This window comes from Streptomyces sp. RLA131, from assembly GCF_056270125.1.
The window spans coordinates 5,196,135-5,212,520 of record NZ_JBWDOQ010000002.1 but is presented as its reverse complement, the minus strand read 5'-3'; the positions used below and the strand labels follow the sequence as shown (position 1 = coordinate 5,212,520).

Annotated in this window: 17 protein-coding genes; 11 read left to right on the top strand and 6 right to left on the bottom strand. The window is 71.2% G+C overall.

The features are described from left to right. Positions 1-17: 17 nt before the first annotated feature. Entirely contained in the window at positions 18-422 is a 405-nt protein-coding gene (locus RWE79_RS24725) for a RidA family protein (RefSeq protein WP_475942250.1), read from the bottom strand. A 71-nt stretch (positions 423-493) separates the two neighbouring features. On the opposite strand from RWE79_RS24725, the gene RWE79_RS24720 reads away from it, so the two are divergent. From RWE79_RS24720 to RWE79_RS24705, 4 genes are all read left to right on the top strand, one after another. Beyond that, a complete protein-coding gene (locus RWE79_RS24720) occupies positions 494-1,741 on the top strand; it encodes an alanine racemase (protein ID WP_475942249.1) in 1,248 nt (415 codons plus the stop codon). 86 nt (positions 1,742-1,827) lie between these two features. Further along, positions 1,828-3,414 (top strand): N-acyl-D-amino-acid deacylase family protein, encoded by a 1,587-nt coding sequence (locus tag RWE79_RS24715; protein ID WP_475942248.1) that lies wholly within the window; start codon positions 1,828-1,830, stop codon positions 3,412-3,414. 10 nt (positions 3,415-3,424) lie between these two features. Beyond that, positions 3,425-4,636, top strand: coding sequence for a pyridoxal phosphate-dependent aminotransferase (locus RWE79_RS24710; RefSeq protein ID WP_475942247.1), 1,212 nt, complete (start codon positions 3,425-3,427; stop codon positions 4,634-4,636). 122 nt (positions 4,637-4,758) lie between these two features. Then, positions 4,759-5,181: an SCO4983 family protein gene (locus tag RWE79_RS24705; protein WP_475942246.1), complete on the top strand. Its 423-nt coding sequence runs from the start codon at positions 4,759-4,761 to the stop codon at positions 5,179-5,181. A gap of 220 nt (positions 5,182-5,401) precedes the next feature. On the opposite strand, the gene RWE79_RS24700 is transcribed toward RWE79_RS24705, so the two are convergent. Continuing rightward, entirely contained in the window at positions 5,402-7,252 is a 1,851-nt protein-coding gene (locus RWE79_RS24700; RefSeq protein WP_475942245.1) for a phosphoenolpyruvate carboxykinase (GTP), read from the bottom strand. Between the two features lie 253 nt (positions 7,253-7,505). Between RWE79_RS24700 and trhA the strand changes: the two genes are divergently transcribed. The 3 genes from trhA to RWE79_RS24685 all read left to right on the top strand — a co-directional run bounded on the left by trhA (position 7,506) and on the right by RWE79_RS24685 (position 10,607). Next, complete coding sequence (gene trhA, locus RWE79_RS24695; RefSeq protein ID WP_475942244.1) at positions 7,506-8,204, top strand: PAQR family membrane homeostasis protein TrhA; 699 nt, start codon at positions 7,506-7,508, stop codon at positions 8,202-8,204. 205 nt (positions 8,205-8,409) lie between these two features. Continuing rightward, entirely contained in the window at positions 8,410-9,993 is a 1,584-nt protein-coding gene (locus tag RWE79_RS24690; RefSeq protein WP_475942243.1) for a DHA2 family efflux MFS transporter permease subunit, read from the top strand. 11 nt (positions 9,994-10,004) lie between these two features. Then, complete coding sequence (locus RWE79_RS24685; RefSeq protein WP_475942242.1) at positions 10,005-10,607, top strand: TetR/AcrR family transcriptional regulator; 603 nt, start codon at positions 10,005-10,007, stop codon at positions 10,605-10,607. Between the two features lie 16 nt (positions 10,608-10,623). Here the strand turns inward: RWE79_RS24685 and RWE79_RS24680 are convergent, their stop codons facing one another. Then, entirely contained in the window at positions 10,624-12,639 is a 2,016-nt protein-coding gene (locus tag RWE79_RS24680) for a thioredoxin domain-containing protein (RefSeq protein ID WP_475942241.1), read from the bottom strand. Positions 12,640-12,717: 78 nt separating this feature from the next. Next, a complete protein-coding gene (locus RWE79_RS24675) occupies positions 12,718-13,149 on the bottom strand; it encodes a DUF6086 family protein (RefSeq protein ID WP_475942240.1) in 432 nt (143 codons plus the stop codon). Between the two features lie 155 nt (positions 13,150-13,304). On the opposite strand from RWE79_RS24675, the gene RWE79_RS24670 reads away from it, so the two are divergent. Further along, on the top strand, positions 13,305-13,580 hold the full coding sequence (locus RWE79_RS24670) for a ribbon-helix-helix domain-containing protein (RefSeq protein ID WP_475942239.1): 276 nt from the start codon (positions 13,305-13,307) through the stop codon (positions 13,578-13,580). Beyond that, a complete protein-coding gene (locus tag RWE79_RS24665) occupies positions 13,577-13,984 on the top strand; it encodes a type II toxin-antitoxin system VapC family toxin (protein ID WP_475942238.1) in 408 nt (135 codons plus the stop codon). Before RWE79_RS24670 ends, RWE79_RS24665 begins: the two co-directional genes overlap by 4 nt. Positions 13,985-14,056: 72 nt before the next feature. Here the strand turns inward: RWE79_RS24665 and RWE79_RS24660 are convergent, their stop codons facing one another. Together RWE79_RS24660 and mca are read right to left on the bottom strand one after the other, a co-directional pair. Next, a complete protein-coding gene (locus RWE79_RS24660; RefSeq protein WP_475942237.1) occupies positions 14,057-14,329 on the bottom strand; it encodes a hypothetical protein in 273 nt (90 codons plus the stop codon). A gap of 3 nt (positions 14,330-14,332) precedes the next feature. Next, positions 14,333-15,208, bottom strand: a complete 876-nt coding sequence (gene mca, locus RWE79_RS24655) for a mycothiol conjugate amidase Mca (RefSeq protein ID WP_475942236.1) — start codon at positions 15,206-15,208, stop codon at positions 14,333-14,335. A gap of 98 nt (positions 15,209-15,306) precedes the next feature. Between mca and RWE79_RS24650 the strand changes: the two genes are divergently transcribed. Then, positions 15,307-15,711: a DUF4307 domain-containing protein gene (locus RWE79_RS24650; protein ID WP_475942235.1), complete on the top strand. Its 405-nt coding sequence runs from the start codon at positions 15,307-15,309 to the stop codon at positions 15,709-15,711. A 144-nt stretch (positions 15,712-15,855) separates the two neighbouring features. Further along, positions 15,856-16,353: a transcription elongation factor GreA gene (greA, locus tag RWE79_RS24645; RefSeq protein WP_475942234.1), complete on the top strand. Its 498-nt coding sequence runs from the start codon at positions 15,856-15,858 to the stop codon at positions 16,351-16,353. Positions 16,354-16,386: the final 33 nt, after the last annotated feature.

Genomic DNA, 16,386 nt, shown 5'->3' with positions numbered 1-16,386 from the left:
AAAGCGGAAGAAAGGAGTCAGCCGAGCACGGCCAGCGCGTCGATCTCCACGAGCAGGCCCGCCGGGAGGCCGACATAGACGGTGGTGCGGGCGGCCGGGACGCCGTGGAGGTCCGCGAACCAGGCGTCGTAGATCTCGTTGAACTCGGCGAAGTGCGCGGTGTCGGTGAGGTGGACCCGGATCATCACGACGTCCTCCCAGGTCGCGCCGCCCGCCTCCAGCACCGAGCCGACGTTGGCCAGGGTCTGCAGGGTCTGCTCGCGCAGCCCCGGACCAACCGGCGCGGGGGCCCGGCCCGCGGCGGCCGGGCCGAAGCCGACCTGCCCGGCGACCTGCAGAATGCCGCCCTTGCGGACACCGTGGGAGAACCGGGCCGGCGGTGCGGCGTGGCCGGGCGGGGTGATCGCGGTCTTCTCACTCATGATGTGGTCTAGTCCTTTCCGGTGCGAGGGTGTAGGAGTATCACAGCACGATGACTTTCCCGGAGGCCCGCATGACCCTCGATTCGCTGTACGACGAGCGCGTCGACCACCGCTTCAAGGGGCTGCCCCCGGACGCGGCGGGGCTGACGGTGCGCGAACTCGCCGCCCAGCGCCGCCCGCTCTTCGGCGGCGGCTTCACCACCCCGCTGCTGACCCTCTCCGCCCCCGCCCTGGAGCACAACCTCGCCCAGCTGGCCACGTACACCCGCGCCCACGGGCTGGCCTTCGCACCGCACGGCAAGACCTCGATGGCCCCGCAGCTGTTCGCGCGGCAACTCGCCCACGGCGCCTGGGGCATCACCGCCGCCACCTTCCAGCAGGTGCGGGTGTACCGCGCGTTCGGCGTACGGCGGGTGTTCCTGACCAACGAGCTGGTCGACGCGGCCGCGCTGCGCTGGCTGGCCGCCGAGCTGACCGCCGACCCGGACTTCCGCCTCGTCGCGTACGTCGACTCCGTACGCGGCGTGGAGCTGATGGACGCCGCCCTGGCCGGGACCCCGGGCCGGCCGGTCGACGTGGTCGTCGAACTCGGCGCGGAGGGCGGGAGGGCGGGCGTACGCGACGCCGCAGCCGCGGTGCGGGTCGCCGACGCGGTCGCCGCGGCCCGGCGGCTGCGGCTGGTGGGGGTGGCCGGCTACGAGGCCACGGCCCCCGACGTCCCCCGCTGGCTGGCCGCACTCGTCGCCCTGCTGCGGCGGTTCGACGCCGAGGGGCGCTTCGCGCAGACGGAGGAGATCGTGCTGAGCGCGGGCGGCAGCGAATGGTTCGACCTGGTCGCGGAGGCCTTCGAGCCGGTCGGCGGGCTGTCCCGGCCGGTGCTGCGGCTGCTGCGCCCGGGTGCCTACGTCAGCCATGACGACGTGCACTACGGCGAGGTCACCCCCTTCCACCGGCGCATCCCGGAGCAGGGCTCCCTGGAACCGGCGCTGCGGCTGTGGACCCGGGTCCTCTCCCGCCCGGAGGCCGGGCTGGCCATCCTCGACGCCGGCAAGCGCGACGCCCCGCACGACCTGGACCTGCCGGTGCCCAAGCTCGTCCGCGGCCCCGACGGCACGGTCCGGCCCGCCGACGGCCTGACCGTCACCCGGCTCGCCGACCAGCACGCTTTCGTCACCGTGGCGCCCGGCGCGGCGGTCGAGGTCGGCGACTGGGTCGCCCTGGGCCTGTCCCATCCGTGCACGGCCTTCGACAAGTGGCAGCTCGTCCCGCTGGTCGCGGCCGACGGCACCGTCACCGACTACCTCCGCACCTTCTTCTGACCTCTGACCTCTGACTTCTGACCTCTGACCTCTGACTTCTGACCTCTGACTTCTGACTTCTGACTTCTGACTTCTGACTTCTGACCATGGACCTCGTCTTCCGCGGCGCGCGGGTCATCGACGGCACCGGGGGCCCGTCCCGGCGGGCCGATGTCGGCGTCAGCCGGGGCCGGATCGCCGCGATCGGCCGGGTGGACTCCGCCCGGCGGACGGTCGACGCGACCGGCCTGGCGCTGGCCCCCGGCTTCATCGACATGCACGCCCACAGCGACCTCGCGCTGCTGACCGATCCCGGGCACACCGCCAAGGCCGCCCAGGGCGTCACGCTGGAGGTGATCGGCCAGGACGGCCTGTCGTACGCCCCCGTGGACGACCGCACCCTCGCCGGCGTCCGGCGGCAGATCACCGGCTGGAACGGCGATCCGCCCGGTCTGGACTACGACTGGCGCAGCGTCGGCGAGTACCTGGACCGCCTCGACCGGGGCATCGCGGTCAACGCCGCCTATCTCGTCCCGCACGGCACCGTCCGGATGCTCGCCGTCGGCTGGGAGGACCGCCCGGCGTCCCCGGCCGAGCTGGCCCGGATGAGGCAGCTGGTCGCCGAGGGCCTGGAGCAGGGCGCGGTCGGCCTGTCCTCGGGGCTGACGTACACCCCCGGGATGTACGCCTCCGACGCCGAAATCACCGAGCTGTGCCGCGTGGTGGCCCGCTACGGCGGCTACTACTGCCCGCACCACCGCAGTTACGGCGCCGGGGCCCTGCGGGCGTACGAGGAGACGCTCACCGTCGCCCGCCGGGCGGGCTGCGCCCTCCATCTCGCCCACGCCACCATGAACTTCGAGGAGAACCGGGGCCGGGCCCCGGAGCTGGTCGCGCTGCTGGACCGGGCGCTGGCCGAGGGCGCGGACATCACCCTGGACACCTATCCCTACCTGCCCGGATGCACCACGCTCGCCGCGATGCTGCCGAGCTGGGCCGCCGAGGGCGGCCCGGAGGCGACCCTCGCCCGGCTGCGGGACGACGCCACTGCGGAGCGGATCCGGCACATTATGGAGACCGAGGGGTCCGACGGCTGCCACGGCGTGCCGATGGACTGGTCGACGATCGAGATCTCCGGGGTGTCCGACCCGGCCCTGGCCCGGTACGTCGGCAGGCGCGTCCCGGACTTCGCCACCGCCCGCCGGCTGCTGCTGGAGGACCGGCTCGCCCCGTCGATCCTCCAGCACGTCGGTCACGAGGAGAACGTCCGGGCGATCATGCGTCACCCGGCCCACACCGGTGGCAGTGACGGTCTGCTCACCGGCGACAAGCCGCATCCCCGTTCGTACGGCACCTTCCCCCGCTACCTCGGCCACTACGCCCGCGACCTGGGCGTCCTGGGTCTTGAGGAGTGCGTCGCCCATCTGACCGGCCGTCCCGCCGCGCGTCTGCGGCTGCCCGACCGGGGCCTGGTCCGGGTGGGCCACCGCGCCGACCTCGTCCTGTTCGACCCCGCGACCGTCGGCTCGGCCGCCACCTTCGAGCGGCCCCGGGCCCTGCCGCGGGGCATCCCGCACGTGCTGATCGACGGCCGGTTCGTCATGGAGGACGGCCGCCGCACGGACGCCCTCGTGGGCCGGTCCGTCCGGCGACGTGGCCCAAAGCACGGTGCGTCGGCGGTTACGGCCCCGTAAGCTCCCTGACATGCAGGTGATCCAGTCCACGAAGCTCGCCAACGTCTGCTACGACATCCGGGGTCCGGTGCTGGAGGAGGCGATGCGGCTGGAGGCGACGGGCCATCGCATCCTCAAGCTGAACACCGGCAATCCGGCGGCGTTCGGCTTCGAGTGCCCGCCGGAGATCCTGGAGGACATGCTCCGCACCCTGGGCGGGGCGCACGGTTACGGCGACTCCAAGGGCATCCTGCCTGCCCGGCGCGCGATCATGCAGCACTACCAGACCAAGGGCGTCGATCTGGACGTCGAGGACATCTTCCTCGGCAACGGGGTGTCCGAGCTGATCCAGATGTCGATGCAGGCCCTGCTGGACGACGGCGACGAGGTGCTGATCCCCTCGCCGGACTACCCGCTGTGGACGGCGGCGGTCTCCCTGTCGGGCGGTACCCCCGTGCACTACCGCTGCGACGAGCAGGCGGACTGGTACCCGGACCTGGCCGACATCGAGCGGAAGATCACCGACCGCACCAAGGCCATGGTCATCATCAACCCCAACAACCCCACCGGCGCCGTCTACGACGACCGGCTGCTGAGCGAGCTGACCGACATCGCCCGCCGCCACAACCTGGTGGTCTGCAGTGACGAGATCTACGACAAGATCCTCTACGACGACGTCACCCACACCCCCACCACCGTCATCGCCCCCGATCTGCTGACGCTGACCTTCAACGGCCTGTCCAAGGCCTACCGGGTGGCCGGCTACCGCAGCGGCTGGCTGGCGGTCTGCGGCCCCAAGGCGCACGCGTCCAGTTATCTGGAGGGGCTGACGATCCTGGCCAACATGCGGCTGTGCGCGAACGTACCGGCGCAGCACGCCGTGGCGACGGCGCTCGGCGGGCGGCAGTCGATCAAGGACCTGGTGCTGCCCGGCGGCCGGCTGGTCGAGCAGCGGGACGTGGCGTACGAGCTGCTGACCCGGATCCCCGGCGTCTCCTGCGTCAAGCCCAAGGGGGCACTGTACGCGTTCCCGCGGCTCGACCCGAAGGTCTTCAAGATCAAGGACGACCAGCAGATGGTCCTGGACCTGCTGCGGTCCGAACGGATCCTGGTGGTCCAGGGCACGGGCTTCAACTGGCCGGAGCCGGACCACTTCCGGCTGGTGACGCTGCCGAGCAAGGAGGATCTGGCGGAGGCCGTCACCAGGATCGGCAACTTCCTGGACGGCTACAGCCAGCCGTAGCCCGACAGGCCGGTGGCCCGGCAGCCCGGAACCGGCAGCCCGGGCCCGGCAGCCCGGAGCCCTCGCCTTTTAGACGCTGTCTAAGTTAGGATGTTCTCCTGAAAGCAGGAGGAGTGCATCCCATGTACGAACCGATACGCACCAGATCGGTCCACAGCGTGGCGGCCACGACGACTCCGGCATTCCCGAGGCGCAGCCGGGACGAGGAGCTGGACTTCCAGCTCGCCGGTCATCTGTCCGCACTGCTCGCCGTCACCGACGAGCTGCGCGCCCTCGTACCCGGCGACGACATCGGCCGGGCGGCCGAGGAACTCGCCGCGTGCGTGGCACGACTGCGTCAGGGCCGCTCCCCGGCCCGGCTCCCGCTGCCCGCCGCCGTGGTGGGCACGGACCCGGCCGGCCCGGAGCGGATCGCCGCACTCCACCGGCGCGCACAGGCGCTGGCGGGGCGGGCCCTGGTCGTCGCGGCGTCCCGTCAGGACACCGCCGCCGCGATGCTGGCCGCGAAGCGGCTGGACGCGCACGAGGCCGCCGCGGCGGCCTGAGCGATACGCGTAACCGCGCGGAACCGTGCGGAGCGCAGGCCGAGGGCCCGGGACATCACTGATGTCCCGGGCCCTCGGTGCGAGGGTCGGCCCGGCCCCGCGGCAGGGGTTCGTGGTCGGGGATCCCCGTACCGCCGGGGCCGTCGCCCACCACCGGTCCACCCGCCCGCGCCGCACGCGCGGGGAGGATCGGGCGGACCGGAAACCGCGGTCTGCCGGGTCAGCCCAGGCGCGCGACAAGCGCGCGGTACTCGTCCCACAGCTCCTTGGGGGTGTGGGACCCGAAGGTCTCCAGGTGCTGGGGGATGAGGGAGGCCTCCTCCCGCCAGACCTCGACGTCGACCGACAGGAGCAGGTCCAGGTCCTCCTGGGAGATCTTCAGACCGTCCGTGTCGAGGGCGCCCTCGGCCGGCAGGATGCCGATCGGGGTCTCGACGCCCTCGGCGACACCGTTGAGGCGGTCGACGATCCACTTCAGGACGCGGCTGTTCTCGCCGAAGCCCGGCCACACGAAGCGGCCCTCGGCGTCCTTGCGGAACCAGTTGACGTAGTAGATCTTCGGCAGCTTGGACCCGCGTCCCTCGCGCTCCGCGTCCTGGCCGAGCTTGACCCAGTGGGCCATGTAGTCGCCCATGTTGTAGCCGCAGAAGGGCAGCATGGCGAAGGGGTCGCGGCGCAGCTCGCCGACCTTGCCCTCGGCCGCCGCGGTCTTCTCGCTGGCGACGTTGGCGCCGAGGAAGACGCCGTGCTGCCAGGTGAAGGACTCGGTGACCAGCGGCACGGCCGAGGCCCGGCGGCCGCCGAAGAGGATGGCCGAGATCGGCACGCCCTTGGGGTCCTCCCACTCGGGCGCGATGATCGGGCACTGGCCGGCCGGGGTGGTGAAGCGGGCGTTGGGGTGGGCGGCCGGGGTGCCGGACTCCGGCGTCCAGTCGTTGCCCTTCCAGTCGGTCAGGTGGGCCGGGGCCTCCTCGGTGAGGCCCTCCCACCAGACGTCGTTGTCGTCGGTGAGGGCGACGTTGGTGAAGACCGAGTTGCCCCACAGCGTCTTGATGGCGTTGGCGTTGGTCGCCTCGCCGGTGCCGGGGGCGACGCCGAAGAAGCCGGCCTCGGGGTTGATCGCGTACAGCTGGCCGTCCTCGCCGAAGCGCATCCAGGCGATGTCGTCGCCGATGGTCTCCACCGTCCAGCCGGGGATGGTGGGCTCCAGCATGGCCAGGTTGGTCTTGCCGCAGGCGCTGGGGAAGGCGGCGGCGATGTACTTGACGGCCTCGGTGCCGCCGCGCGGCGGGGTGAGCTTGAGGATGAGCATGTGCTCGGCGAGCCAGCCCTCGTCACGGGCCATGACCGAGGCTATGCGCAGCGCGTAGCACTTCTTGCCCAGCAGCGCGTTGCCGCCGTAGCCGGAGCCGTAGGACCAGATCTCACGGCTCTCGGGGAAGTGCGAGATGTACTTGGTGGAGTTGCAGGGCCACGGCACGTCGGCCTGGCCCTCGGCGAGCGGGGCGCCGACGCTGTGCACGGCCTTGACGAAGAAGCCGTCCTCGCCGAGCTCGTCCAGCACCTCCTGGCCCATGCGGGTCATGGTGCGCATGGCGGTGGCGACGTACGCGGAGTCGGTGATCTCGACGCCGATGGCCGACAGCTCCGAGCCCAGCGGGCCCATGCAGAAGGGCACGACGTACATCGTGCGGCCGCGCATCGAGCCGTGGAAGAGGCCCTTCTCCCCGGAGGGGGCGCCCTCACCCGTGAAGATGGCACGCATCTCGTCGGGGTGCTTCCAGTGGTTGGTGGGGCCCGCGTCCTCCTCCTTCTCGGAGCAGATGAAGGTGCGGTCCTCGACACGAGCGACGTCGGTCGGGTCGGAGGCGGCGTAGTACGAGTTGGGGCGCTTGACCGGGTCGAGCTTGCGGAACGTGCCCTTTTCGACGAGTTCGTCGGCAAGACGTCCGTACTCGCTCTCCGAGCCGTCGCACCACACGATCTCGTCGGGCTGGGTCAGCTCGGCGATCTCGCCGACCCATGCGATCAGGTCCTGGTGATTGGTGGGAGCCGCTTTGACGCGCGCCACGATCGCTCCGATCCGCCAGGTGTGCACTCACCCGGCGTGTGTTGTTTGAGGGTGTTGAACCGCTGTTGTCGGCCCCTTGGGGGCTGCGACCCGGATGCCGCTTCGTGGGATGCTCATCCGGTGCCGACCGCACTCATATGAGTATCGGGACATCGAACGGGATCTGTCCAGGGCACGAGGGGTGAGCATCGCCACTCGTAACACTCGGAGCTACGGACGCGTAACCTACGGTGGCGTAGCTAGCATTGACCGCATGACGACGGTCGACCAGACTTCTTCCGTGACCCCCGACGTGAGCGAACTCGCCCTGGCGCATCCGATAAAGCCCAAGCTCAGGGGGTGGCTGCACGCCGGGATGTTTCCGGCCGCGCTGATCGCCGGCGTCACACTGACCGCGTTCGCCGAGAGCACCAGGGGCCGGATCGCCTGCGCGGTCTTCACCGTCACCGCCTGCGCGCTCTTCGGGGTCAGCGCCCTGTACCACCGGGGCGAGTGGGGCCCGCGCGGCGAGGCGATCCTGCGCCGCCTGGACCACGCGAACATCTTCCTGATCATCGCCGGAACGTATACACCGCTGACGATCCTGCTGCTGGACGGCGGCAAACGGGACGTCCTGCTGTGGCTGGTGTGGGCCGGGGCACTGGCCGGCATAGCGTTCCGGGTCTTCTGGGTGGGCGCGCCGCGGTGGCTCTACACCCCCTGCTACATAGCGCTGGGCTGGGCGGCGGTCTTCTTCCTGCCCGACTTCATGCGCAGCGGCGGCATCGCGGTGATGGCGCTGATCATCGTCGGCGGCCTGCTCTACAGCGCGGGCGCGGTGATCTACGGCACCAAGCGACCGAACCCGTCACCGCGCTGGTTCGGCTTCCACGAGGTCTTCCACTCCCTCACCCTGGCGGCGTTCGTCGCGCACTACGTCGGGATCTCCCTGGTGGCCTACACCCACACATAGGGCCCGGGCGCCCGACCCGCGGCTTCCAGCCCCGCTCCCGGAACCCCGGGGGCGGGGCTTTCGCGTACCCGAAATGATGGCTACTCTCTTTTGAGAGTCACTGTCACTTGATAGTGACTCTCGATACGGCCGCGGCTATCCGCACGCTTCACCCGCACCCGCACCCACACCCGCGCTCACGCTCACGCTCACCAGGAGACCTGTCATGACGACGACGGAACCGCAGGCAGCGCCGGAGGAAGAGCGCGACCCGCGCCGCTGGTGGGCACTGGGCGCCCTGGTGGCCAGCATGATCGTCCTCGGCTTCGACATGACGATCCTCAACGTCGCCCTGCCCAGCATGGCCACCCAGCTCGGCGCCGACACCGGCGACCAGCAGTGGATCGTCGACGGCTACACCGTCGTCTTCGCCGCCGTCATGCTCCCCGCCGGGCTGCTGGGCGACCGCTTCGGACGCCGCCGGATGCTCATCGCCGGCCTGGCCGTCTTCCTCGCCGGCTCACTCGTCGGCACCCTCGCCGGCACCCCGGGACCGGTCATCGCCGCCCGTACGGTCATGGGGCTCGGCGCCGCCTTCGTGATGCCGCTCGCCCTGTCCGTACTGCCCTCGCTCTTCGGCCCCGAGGAGCGCGGCAAGGCGGTCGGCGCGGTCACCGCGGCCATGGCCCTGGGCATGCCGCTCGGGCCGATCATCGGCGGCACCCTGCTCAACCACTTCTGGTGGGGCTCGATCTTTCTGATCAACATCCCGCTGGTCGCCATCGGCATCACCGCCTGCCTGTTCCTGCTGCCCGAGACCCGCGACCCCGCCGCGCCCCGGGTCGACCTGCCCGGCACCGCCCTGTCCGTGACCGGCCTGGGCGCCCTCGTCTTCGGCATCATCGAGGGCCCGCGCCGGGGCTGGAGCGACCCGCTGGTGCTGCTCACGCTCTTCGCCGCCGTCGCCCTGCTCACCGGGCTCGTACTGCGCGAGCGCCGCACCGAGCGGCCCCTGCTCGACCTGGAACTGCTGCGGCACCGCGGCTTCCTGTGGAACGGCGTCTCGGCGACCCTGGTCACCTTCATCCTCACCGGGCTGCTCTTCCTGGTCCCGCAGTACCTGCAGGTCGTCCTCGGCAACGACGCCTTCGGCACCGGCGTCCGGCTGCTGCCCCTGATGGGCGGCCTGCTCGTCGCGTCGCGCGGCAGCGCCCCGCTGGCCAGGCGGTTCGGGCCGCGCCCGGTGATCACCGCCGGGCTGCTCACCCTGGCGGCCGCCGCCGTACTCGGCTCCCGTACGACCGCCTCCGACGGCTACGGCACCACCGCGCTGTGGCTGTCCATCACCGGCTTCGCCTTCGGGTTCGCCATGATCCCCGCCATGGACGCCGCCCTGGGCGCCCTCCCGCGCGACCGGGCCGGCAGCGGCTCCGGGCTGCTGATGACGCTCCGCCAGACCGGCGGCGCCATCGGCGTCGCCATCCTCGGCAGTGTCGTCGCGGGCGCCTACGCCGGCCACCTCGACACCACGGGGCTGCCCGCGACCGCCGCGCACACCGCCGCCGACTCGGTCGGCGCCGCCCACGCCGTCGCCGCCGCACTCGGCGACCCGGCGCTCGCGGCCGCCGCCGACGCCGCGTACGTCCACGGCATGAACCTCGCCCTGCTCACCTGCGCGGCCGCCGCCCTGGCCACCGCCGTGCTGGTGGCGATCTTCCTGCCGAACCCCAGGACGGCCGCCGCACCCGAGGCCGGCACCGGAGCCGGCACCGGAGCCGCGCCCGTGGCCGCAGAACCGGCCGATGCCTGACAATAGCGACCATGACTGCCCCCAAGACCGGCCTGCGCGAACGCAAGAAGATCCAGACCCGCCAGGCCATCCGCCGCGCCGCGTACCGCCTCTTCGACGAACAGGGCTACGACGGCACCACGGTGGAGCAGATCGCGGCGGCGGCCGACGTCTCGGCCAGCACGGTGTTCCGCTACTTCCCGACCAAGGAGGACATCGTCCTCACCGACGAGTACGACCCGCTCATCGAGGCCGCCCTCCGGGCCCGGCCCGCCGACGAGCCGATCGTCGAGTCGGTGCGCGAGGCCGTACTCGGGCTGCTCCACGAGCAGTTCACCGAGGAACGGGAGGAGATGGTCCAGCGGCTGCGGCTGGCCGAGGACGTCCCCGCCGTCCGGGCCAGGCTGGGCGAGCACATGGCGGTGTCCTGCGGCCTGATGAGCGACGCCCTCGCCGGGCGCCGCCCGGTCGCCGGCCACCATGTCGACAGGGCGGAGATCCGGATCGTCGTCGCCGCGATCACAGGGGCCTGGAGCGAGGGCATGATGCAGTGGATCCAGGGCGGTGCGGTCGAGGACCTCTCCCAGGTACTCGACCGCACCCTGCGGGCCCTCGCCGCCAACTTCCGCCTGTAGCGCGGGCCGGGGGCGCTCAGCGCGCCGCCGCGCCCACCTGCTGCCGCAGGACGTCGGCGTCCGTGGTGGGCGCGGCACAGACGAAGTGCCGGCACACATACGCCGCCGGCCGCCCGTCCACCAGGGGCCGGCCGGCCAGCAGCGCGAACTCGCCGCTGTCCGGCTCACCGGCGGCGACCACCGCGCCCGGCGCCGTACCGAGCAGCGCGGCCCGGTGCAGGTCGGCGGCGGCCGCGTCCCCGGCCGCACCGACCACCGCGACCTCCCGGGGCCCGTCCACCGCCGCCTCGCCGACCGCCAGCCCCCAGCCGATGAACCGGGGCACCCGCCCGGCCAGCGCCCCCACCACGCCCAACGCCCGCTCGGCGGCGTCCCGGTGGGCAGCGGAGCCGGTGTGGGCGGCGTAGGAAAGCAGGGCCCCGGCCGCCGCCGTCCAGCCGGAGGGCGCCGCGTTGTCCGTCGGGTCCTGGGGACGCCGGATCAGCGCCTCGGCGTCGTCGGCGGTGTCGTAGAGCGTGCCGTCCTCACCCACGAAGTGCCGCAGTACGGAGTCCAGGAGCAGCCCGGCGAAGTCGAGCCACACCCCCTCCCCCGTCACCCCGGCCAGGGTCAGGAAGCCCTCCGCGACATCGCCGTAGTCCTCCAGGACACCGCCGTGCGGGCCGGCCTCGCCGTCCCGGGAGGTCCGGGCGAGCCGGCCGTGCTCGTCCATGTGGACCCGTACGAGCAGGTCCGCCGCGTCGACCGCCGCCGCCACCAGGTCCGGCCGCTCGAAGTACGCCCCGGTCTCCGCCAGCGCGGCCACCGCCAGCCCGTTCCAGGCCGCGACCGCCTTGTCGTCCCGCCCGGGACGCGGCCGGGCCTCCCGCGCCGCCAGCAGCCGTTCCCGTACCGAGGCGATCCGCTCGGCGTCCGCGAGGCCGCCGCCCACCAGCCGCAGCACGGACGCCCCCTCCTCGAAGGTGCCCTCGTCCGTCACACCGAAGTACTCGGCGGCCAGGGCCGCGTCGTCCTCGCCGAGCACCTCGCGCAGCTGGGCCGGCGTCCACACGTAGAACGCGCCCTCGGTGCCCTCGCTGTCCGCGTCCAGCGCGGAGGCGAAAGCGCCGTCCGCCGTGCGCAGTTCCCGCACCATGAAGTCGGCCGTCCCGACCGCGACCCGCCGCGCCTCCTCGGACCCGGTGGCCCGCCACAGGTGGGCGTAGACCCGGCACAGCAGCGCGTTGTCGTAGAGCGTCTTCTCGAAGTGCGGGACGGTCCACTCCCGGTCGACCGAGTAACGCGCGAAACCGCCGCCGAGCTGGTCGTGGATACCGCCCCTGGCCATCGCCTCGCAGGTGTCCCGGGCCATCTCCAACGCGCCCTCGGCACCGGTCCTGGCGTGGTGCCGCAGCAGGAACTCCAGCGCCATGGACGGCGGGAACTTCGGCGCGCCCCCGAACCCGCCGCGCACCTCGTCGTACTCCCGGGTCAGCCCCAGCAGCGCCGCCGCCAGCTCCTGCTCACCGGGCGGCGCGACCCCCTCGTACGCCAGGGCCCGGCCGCCCAGGTCCTTCACCACGCGCGCCGCGACCTCGTCGACCTCTTCCCGGCGGTCCCGCCAGGCGCTCACCACACCCTCCAGCACCTGACGGAACGAGGGCATGCCGTGGCGCGGCGCGGGCGGGAAGTACGTACCGAAGTAGAAGGGCTCGGCCTCCGCCGTCAGGAACACGGTCATCGGCCAGCCGCCCTGCCCGGTCGCCGCCTGCACCGCCTCCATGTAGACGGCGTCGACATCGGGCCGCTCCTCGCGGTCGACCTTCACCGGCACGAAGTGCTCGTTGAGATACTCGGCCAGCCCGGCGTCCTCGAAGGACTCATGGGCCATCACATGACACCAGTGGCAGCTGGAGTACCCCACGCTCAGCAGCACCGGCACCCCGCGCTCGCGCGCTTCCCCGAACGCCTCTTCCCCCCACGGCCACCAGTCGACGGGGTTGTCGGCGTGCTGCAGGAGGTACGGCGACTGGGAACCAGCCAGTCGATTCATGGTTCCACTCTGCCATGCCGGCGTCGCCGGCCCGGCCACTGCACCGCTGCCACTCTGCCGGATCCAGCCGCTGTTCCGTCAACGAGCCATGGCTCGGTCGATTTCCCGTACTCGTTCACGCAGCCGCCTGCCCTGCGCGTCGCCCTGGTCGACCAGGCCGGGGAACGCGGGGACCTGGACATCCCGCTCGCCTTGCGCCGCGACACCCGGATCCGCCCAGTCCGGTTCGATGGCCGCCCGCTCCGCGAGAGCGAGCACCATGACGACGAAGCCCTCGGAAAGTGCCCGGATGACGGCGTGCCAGGTGTGCCGGTGCTGTGCCAGAAGAGCGGAGGCGAAGACCCCGAACGCTACGGGTTCGACCTGGCACTCGTCGTTCTCCATCGGGCCGATTCCAGCGGGAAGACCCAGCTCCGCCTCGAAGACGGCCAGCTGGCCGAGGAACAATCGAGCCGCCCCGTTCGACGGATTCCACAACGTCTCGCCACCGAGGTCGAAGTACTGGCTCATGCTTGAGCCCCCTGTGTATGAAGCGCCGGCGTAACCAGCATGCGCCTGGCAGATGCGGCAGAGGGCACGTGGCAGAGCCCCACGACATAAGGGGGGTATGCCCCGGGTAAGCCCGCCGGCCCGGACTGTAATAGTTCTTGTCGTACACTGGCCTCATGCAGACGAACCGAACTGGGACGACCGAGAACATCTCCGTGTCCTTGCCCTCGGAACTGGTCGGAGCGCTGCGCGAGCGCGCCGGCCGACGTGGCGTGTCCGCCTACATCACCGAAGCGGTCCGGCACCAGCTCGCCATGGACGGCCTGGCCGAGATCGTCGCCGACCACGAGGCCGAGCACGGCGCCCTCACCGATCAGGAGATCGATGCGGCGCACCGTGAACTCTTCGGCGAAGAGCAGCAGTCCCATGGAACCGGACAGAACACCGCGTGAAGGAGCCCGCAGCCCGATCCCTGGTCCTCGACTCCCAGGCACTGTCCCTCCTGCTCGGCAACGACCGGCAGATGGTCATCCGCATCGAGGCATCCCGCCGGGCGGGTGTGCCGGTCCTCGTCTCCGTTCTCACCGTGGTGGAGGCCGTCCACGGCACAACGGATGTCGCCCGGCTCAACTGGATCCTCTCCCGGCTCCAGGTCGAGCCGGTCAGCCAAGCCGACTCGGTGACCGCCGTGCGCCTGCTGCTGGACGCGGGTGGCCTCCACGGACACAAGTACGCGATCGACGCTCTCGTCGCCGCGATGGCCCTGCGCTCCCCGGCCCCCGTTCTGGTCCTCACCTCGGACCGTGACGACTGGTCGAAACTGTGCGGGGGCCGCGTAGGCATCGTCGATGTCTGACGGACCCGGACCACTGCCCTTACGTACCCGTGGCGTTCCTACGCCCGTTCCGGCGCGGCACCGGCCGGGGGCCTACCGCTCGCGCTCGGCACTGCCCGCCCCACCGGCCGGAGCGGGCTGCTCCGAAACCGTCGCCTCCGCCACCGACTCCGCCGGCTGCTCGAAGTCGATCTTCTTGAACTGCTTGTTCATGTTCTTCATCAGCCACCACAGCGCGAGGCCGATGCAGGCGAAGATGACGAATCCGAGAAGCCCCGGCGTCACCTTGTTCTCGTCGAGGTCCTTGACGGCCAGAGGGACGAGCTGGGCGGCGGCCGTGCCGAAAGTGGAGTTCACGGGAACCATTGTCTACCCCGCCTCGCGGATGCCCGCGAAGAGGTCGGACTCTGGCAGCGAGGTGTCCACGCGGGACTGCGCCAGCTCGTAGTCCTCGGTGGGCCAGACCTCCTTCTGGATGTGCATGGGGACGTGGAACCAGGCACCGTCGGGGTCGATCTGGGTGGCGTGGGCGAGCAGCGCCTTGTCGCGGATCTCGAAGAACTCCGCGCAGGGCACATGGGTGGTGATGGAGCGCTCGGGCCGGTCGAAGCTCTTCCAGCGCTCCAGCCACTCGCCGTAGGGGGATTCGAGGCCGCGCGCGAGCAGGGCCTCGTGGAGGGCGACGGTGCGCTGCCGGTTGAAGCCCTGGTTGTAGTAGAGCTTGAGCGGGGTCCAGGGCTCACCCGCGTCGGGGTAGCGCTCGGGGTCGCCGGCGGCCTCGAAGGCGGCCATGGAGATCTTGTGGGTCATGATGTGGTCGGGGTGCGGGTAGCCGCCGTTCTCGTCGTACGTGGTGATCACGTGGGGACGGAACTCCCGGATCAGCTTCACCAGGGTGCCGGCCGCCTCGTCGACGTCCTGGAGGGCGAAACAGCCCTCGGGAAGCGGGGGCAGCGGGTCGCCCTCGGGGAGGCCGGAGTCGACGTAGCCCAGCCAGGACTGGCCGACGCCGAGGATCTCGCGGGCCTCGTCCATCTCCCTGGCACGGACCTCGTGGATGTTGGCCTCGATATAGGGGTCGCCCTGGAGCTTGGGATTGAGCACGGAACCGCGCTCACCGCCCGTGCAGGTGGCGACCAGGACCTCCACCCCCTCGGACACGTACTTCGCCATGGTGGCCGCGCCCTTGCTCGACTCGTCGTCGGGGTGGGCGTGGACGGCCATCAGTCGCAACTGCTCGGTCAAGGCTCGATCCTCTGTCATCGGTCGTGGAAGCGGCTTCTATAGTGACCGAAGCGAGGGCCTGTTTAATCCCGAGGCCCGCTCCCAGGAGGATTCGACACATGACCGCCATCCGCGAGGCGCTGCCGGAGGGGCGTTACGGCCGTGGCCGCTCCGATGCCCAGGCCGACCGCACCCTGAGGCGGGTGGGCGCGGTGCTGGCGGTGCTCGCGGTGCTCCTGGTGGGCTGGTACGGGTGGGCGAAGATCACCGGGACGCAGGTCAGCGGCCAGGTGATCGCCTTCGACGTGGTCTCCGACCAGGCCGTCCAGGTACATGTCGAGGTCCGCAAGGACACCGATGTCACGGGGGTGTGCACCCTGCGCTCGGTGGCCGAGGACGGCACCGAGGTGGGCCGCCGGGATCTGCGGCTGACCGAACACAGCAGCCGCATCGACACCGTGGTCACCATCCGCACCACGGCTCGCGGCACCAGTGCCGAACTGGTCGGCTGTCAGGCCGGCTGAACCGCCCCCGGCCGCCTTTCCTCTCGCCCATCGAGGGCGGAAATTGTTACGCTCGTGGTTTCGCCCTCCCGCGAAGACGCATGTTTTCGGGTAGGGCGTTGATTTGTAAAGCAAGCGCAAGCCAAGCACCGACGAGGAGCACCTGTGACCCAGACCGGCGACAGCGTCACCTGGCTGACCCAGGAGGCGTACGACCAGCTCAAGGCCGAGCTGGAGCATCTGTCTGGTCCCGCACGCGCCGAGATCGTTGCCAAGATCGAGGAAGCCCGCCAGGAAGGCGATCTCAAGGAGAACGCCGGTTACCACGCGGCACGCGAGGACCAGGGCAAACTGGAGCTCCGGATTCGTCAGCTGATCCAGCTCCTGGAGCACGCGAAGGTCGGCGAGGCCCCTGCCGACAACGGCGTGGTCGCTCCCGGCACGGTCGTCACCATCGCCTTCGACGGCGACCCGGACGACACGCTGACCTTTCTGCTGGGCTCGCGCGAGTACGTCTCGTCCGACCTGGACATCTATTCGCCGCAGTCCCCGCTGGGCTCGGGTGTCAACGGCCGCAAGGCCGGTGACGAAGCGGTCTACGACCTGCCGAACGGCAAGAAGGCCTCGGTGAAGATCCTCGCGGTCAAGCCTTACCAGGCCTGAGGCGGCCGCTGACACCCCGGCCCCCTGACCGCG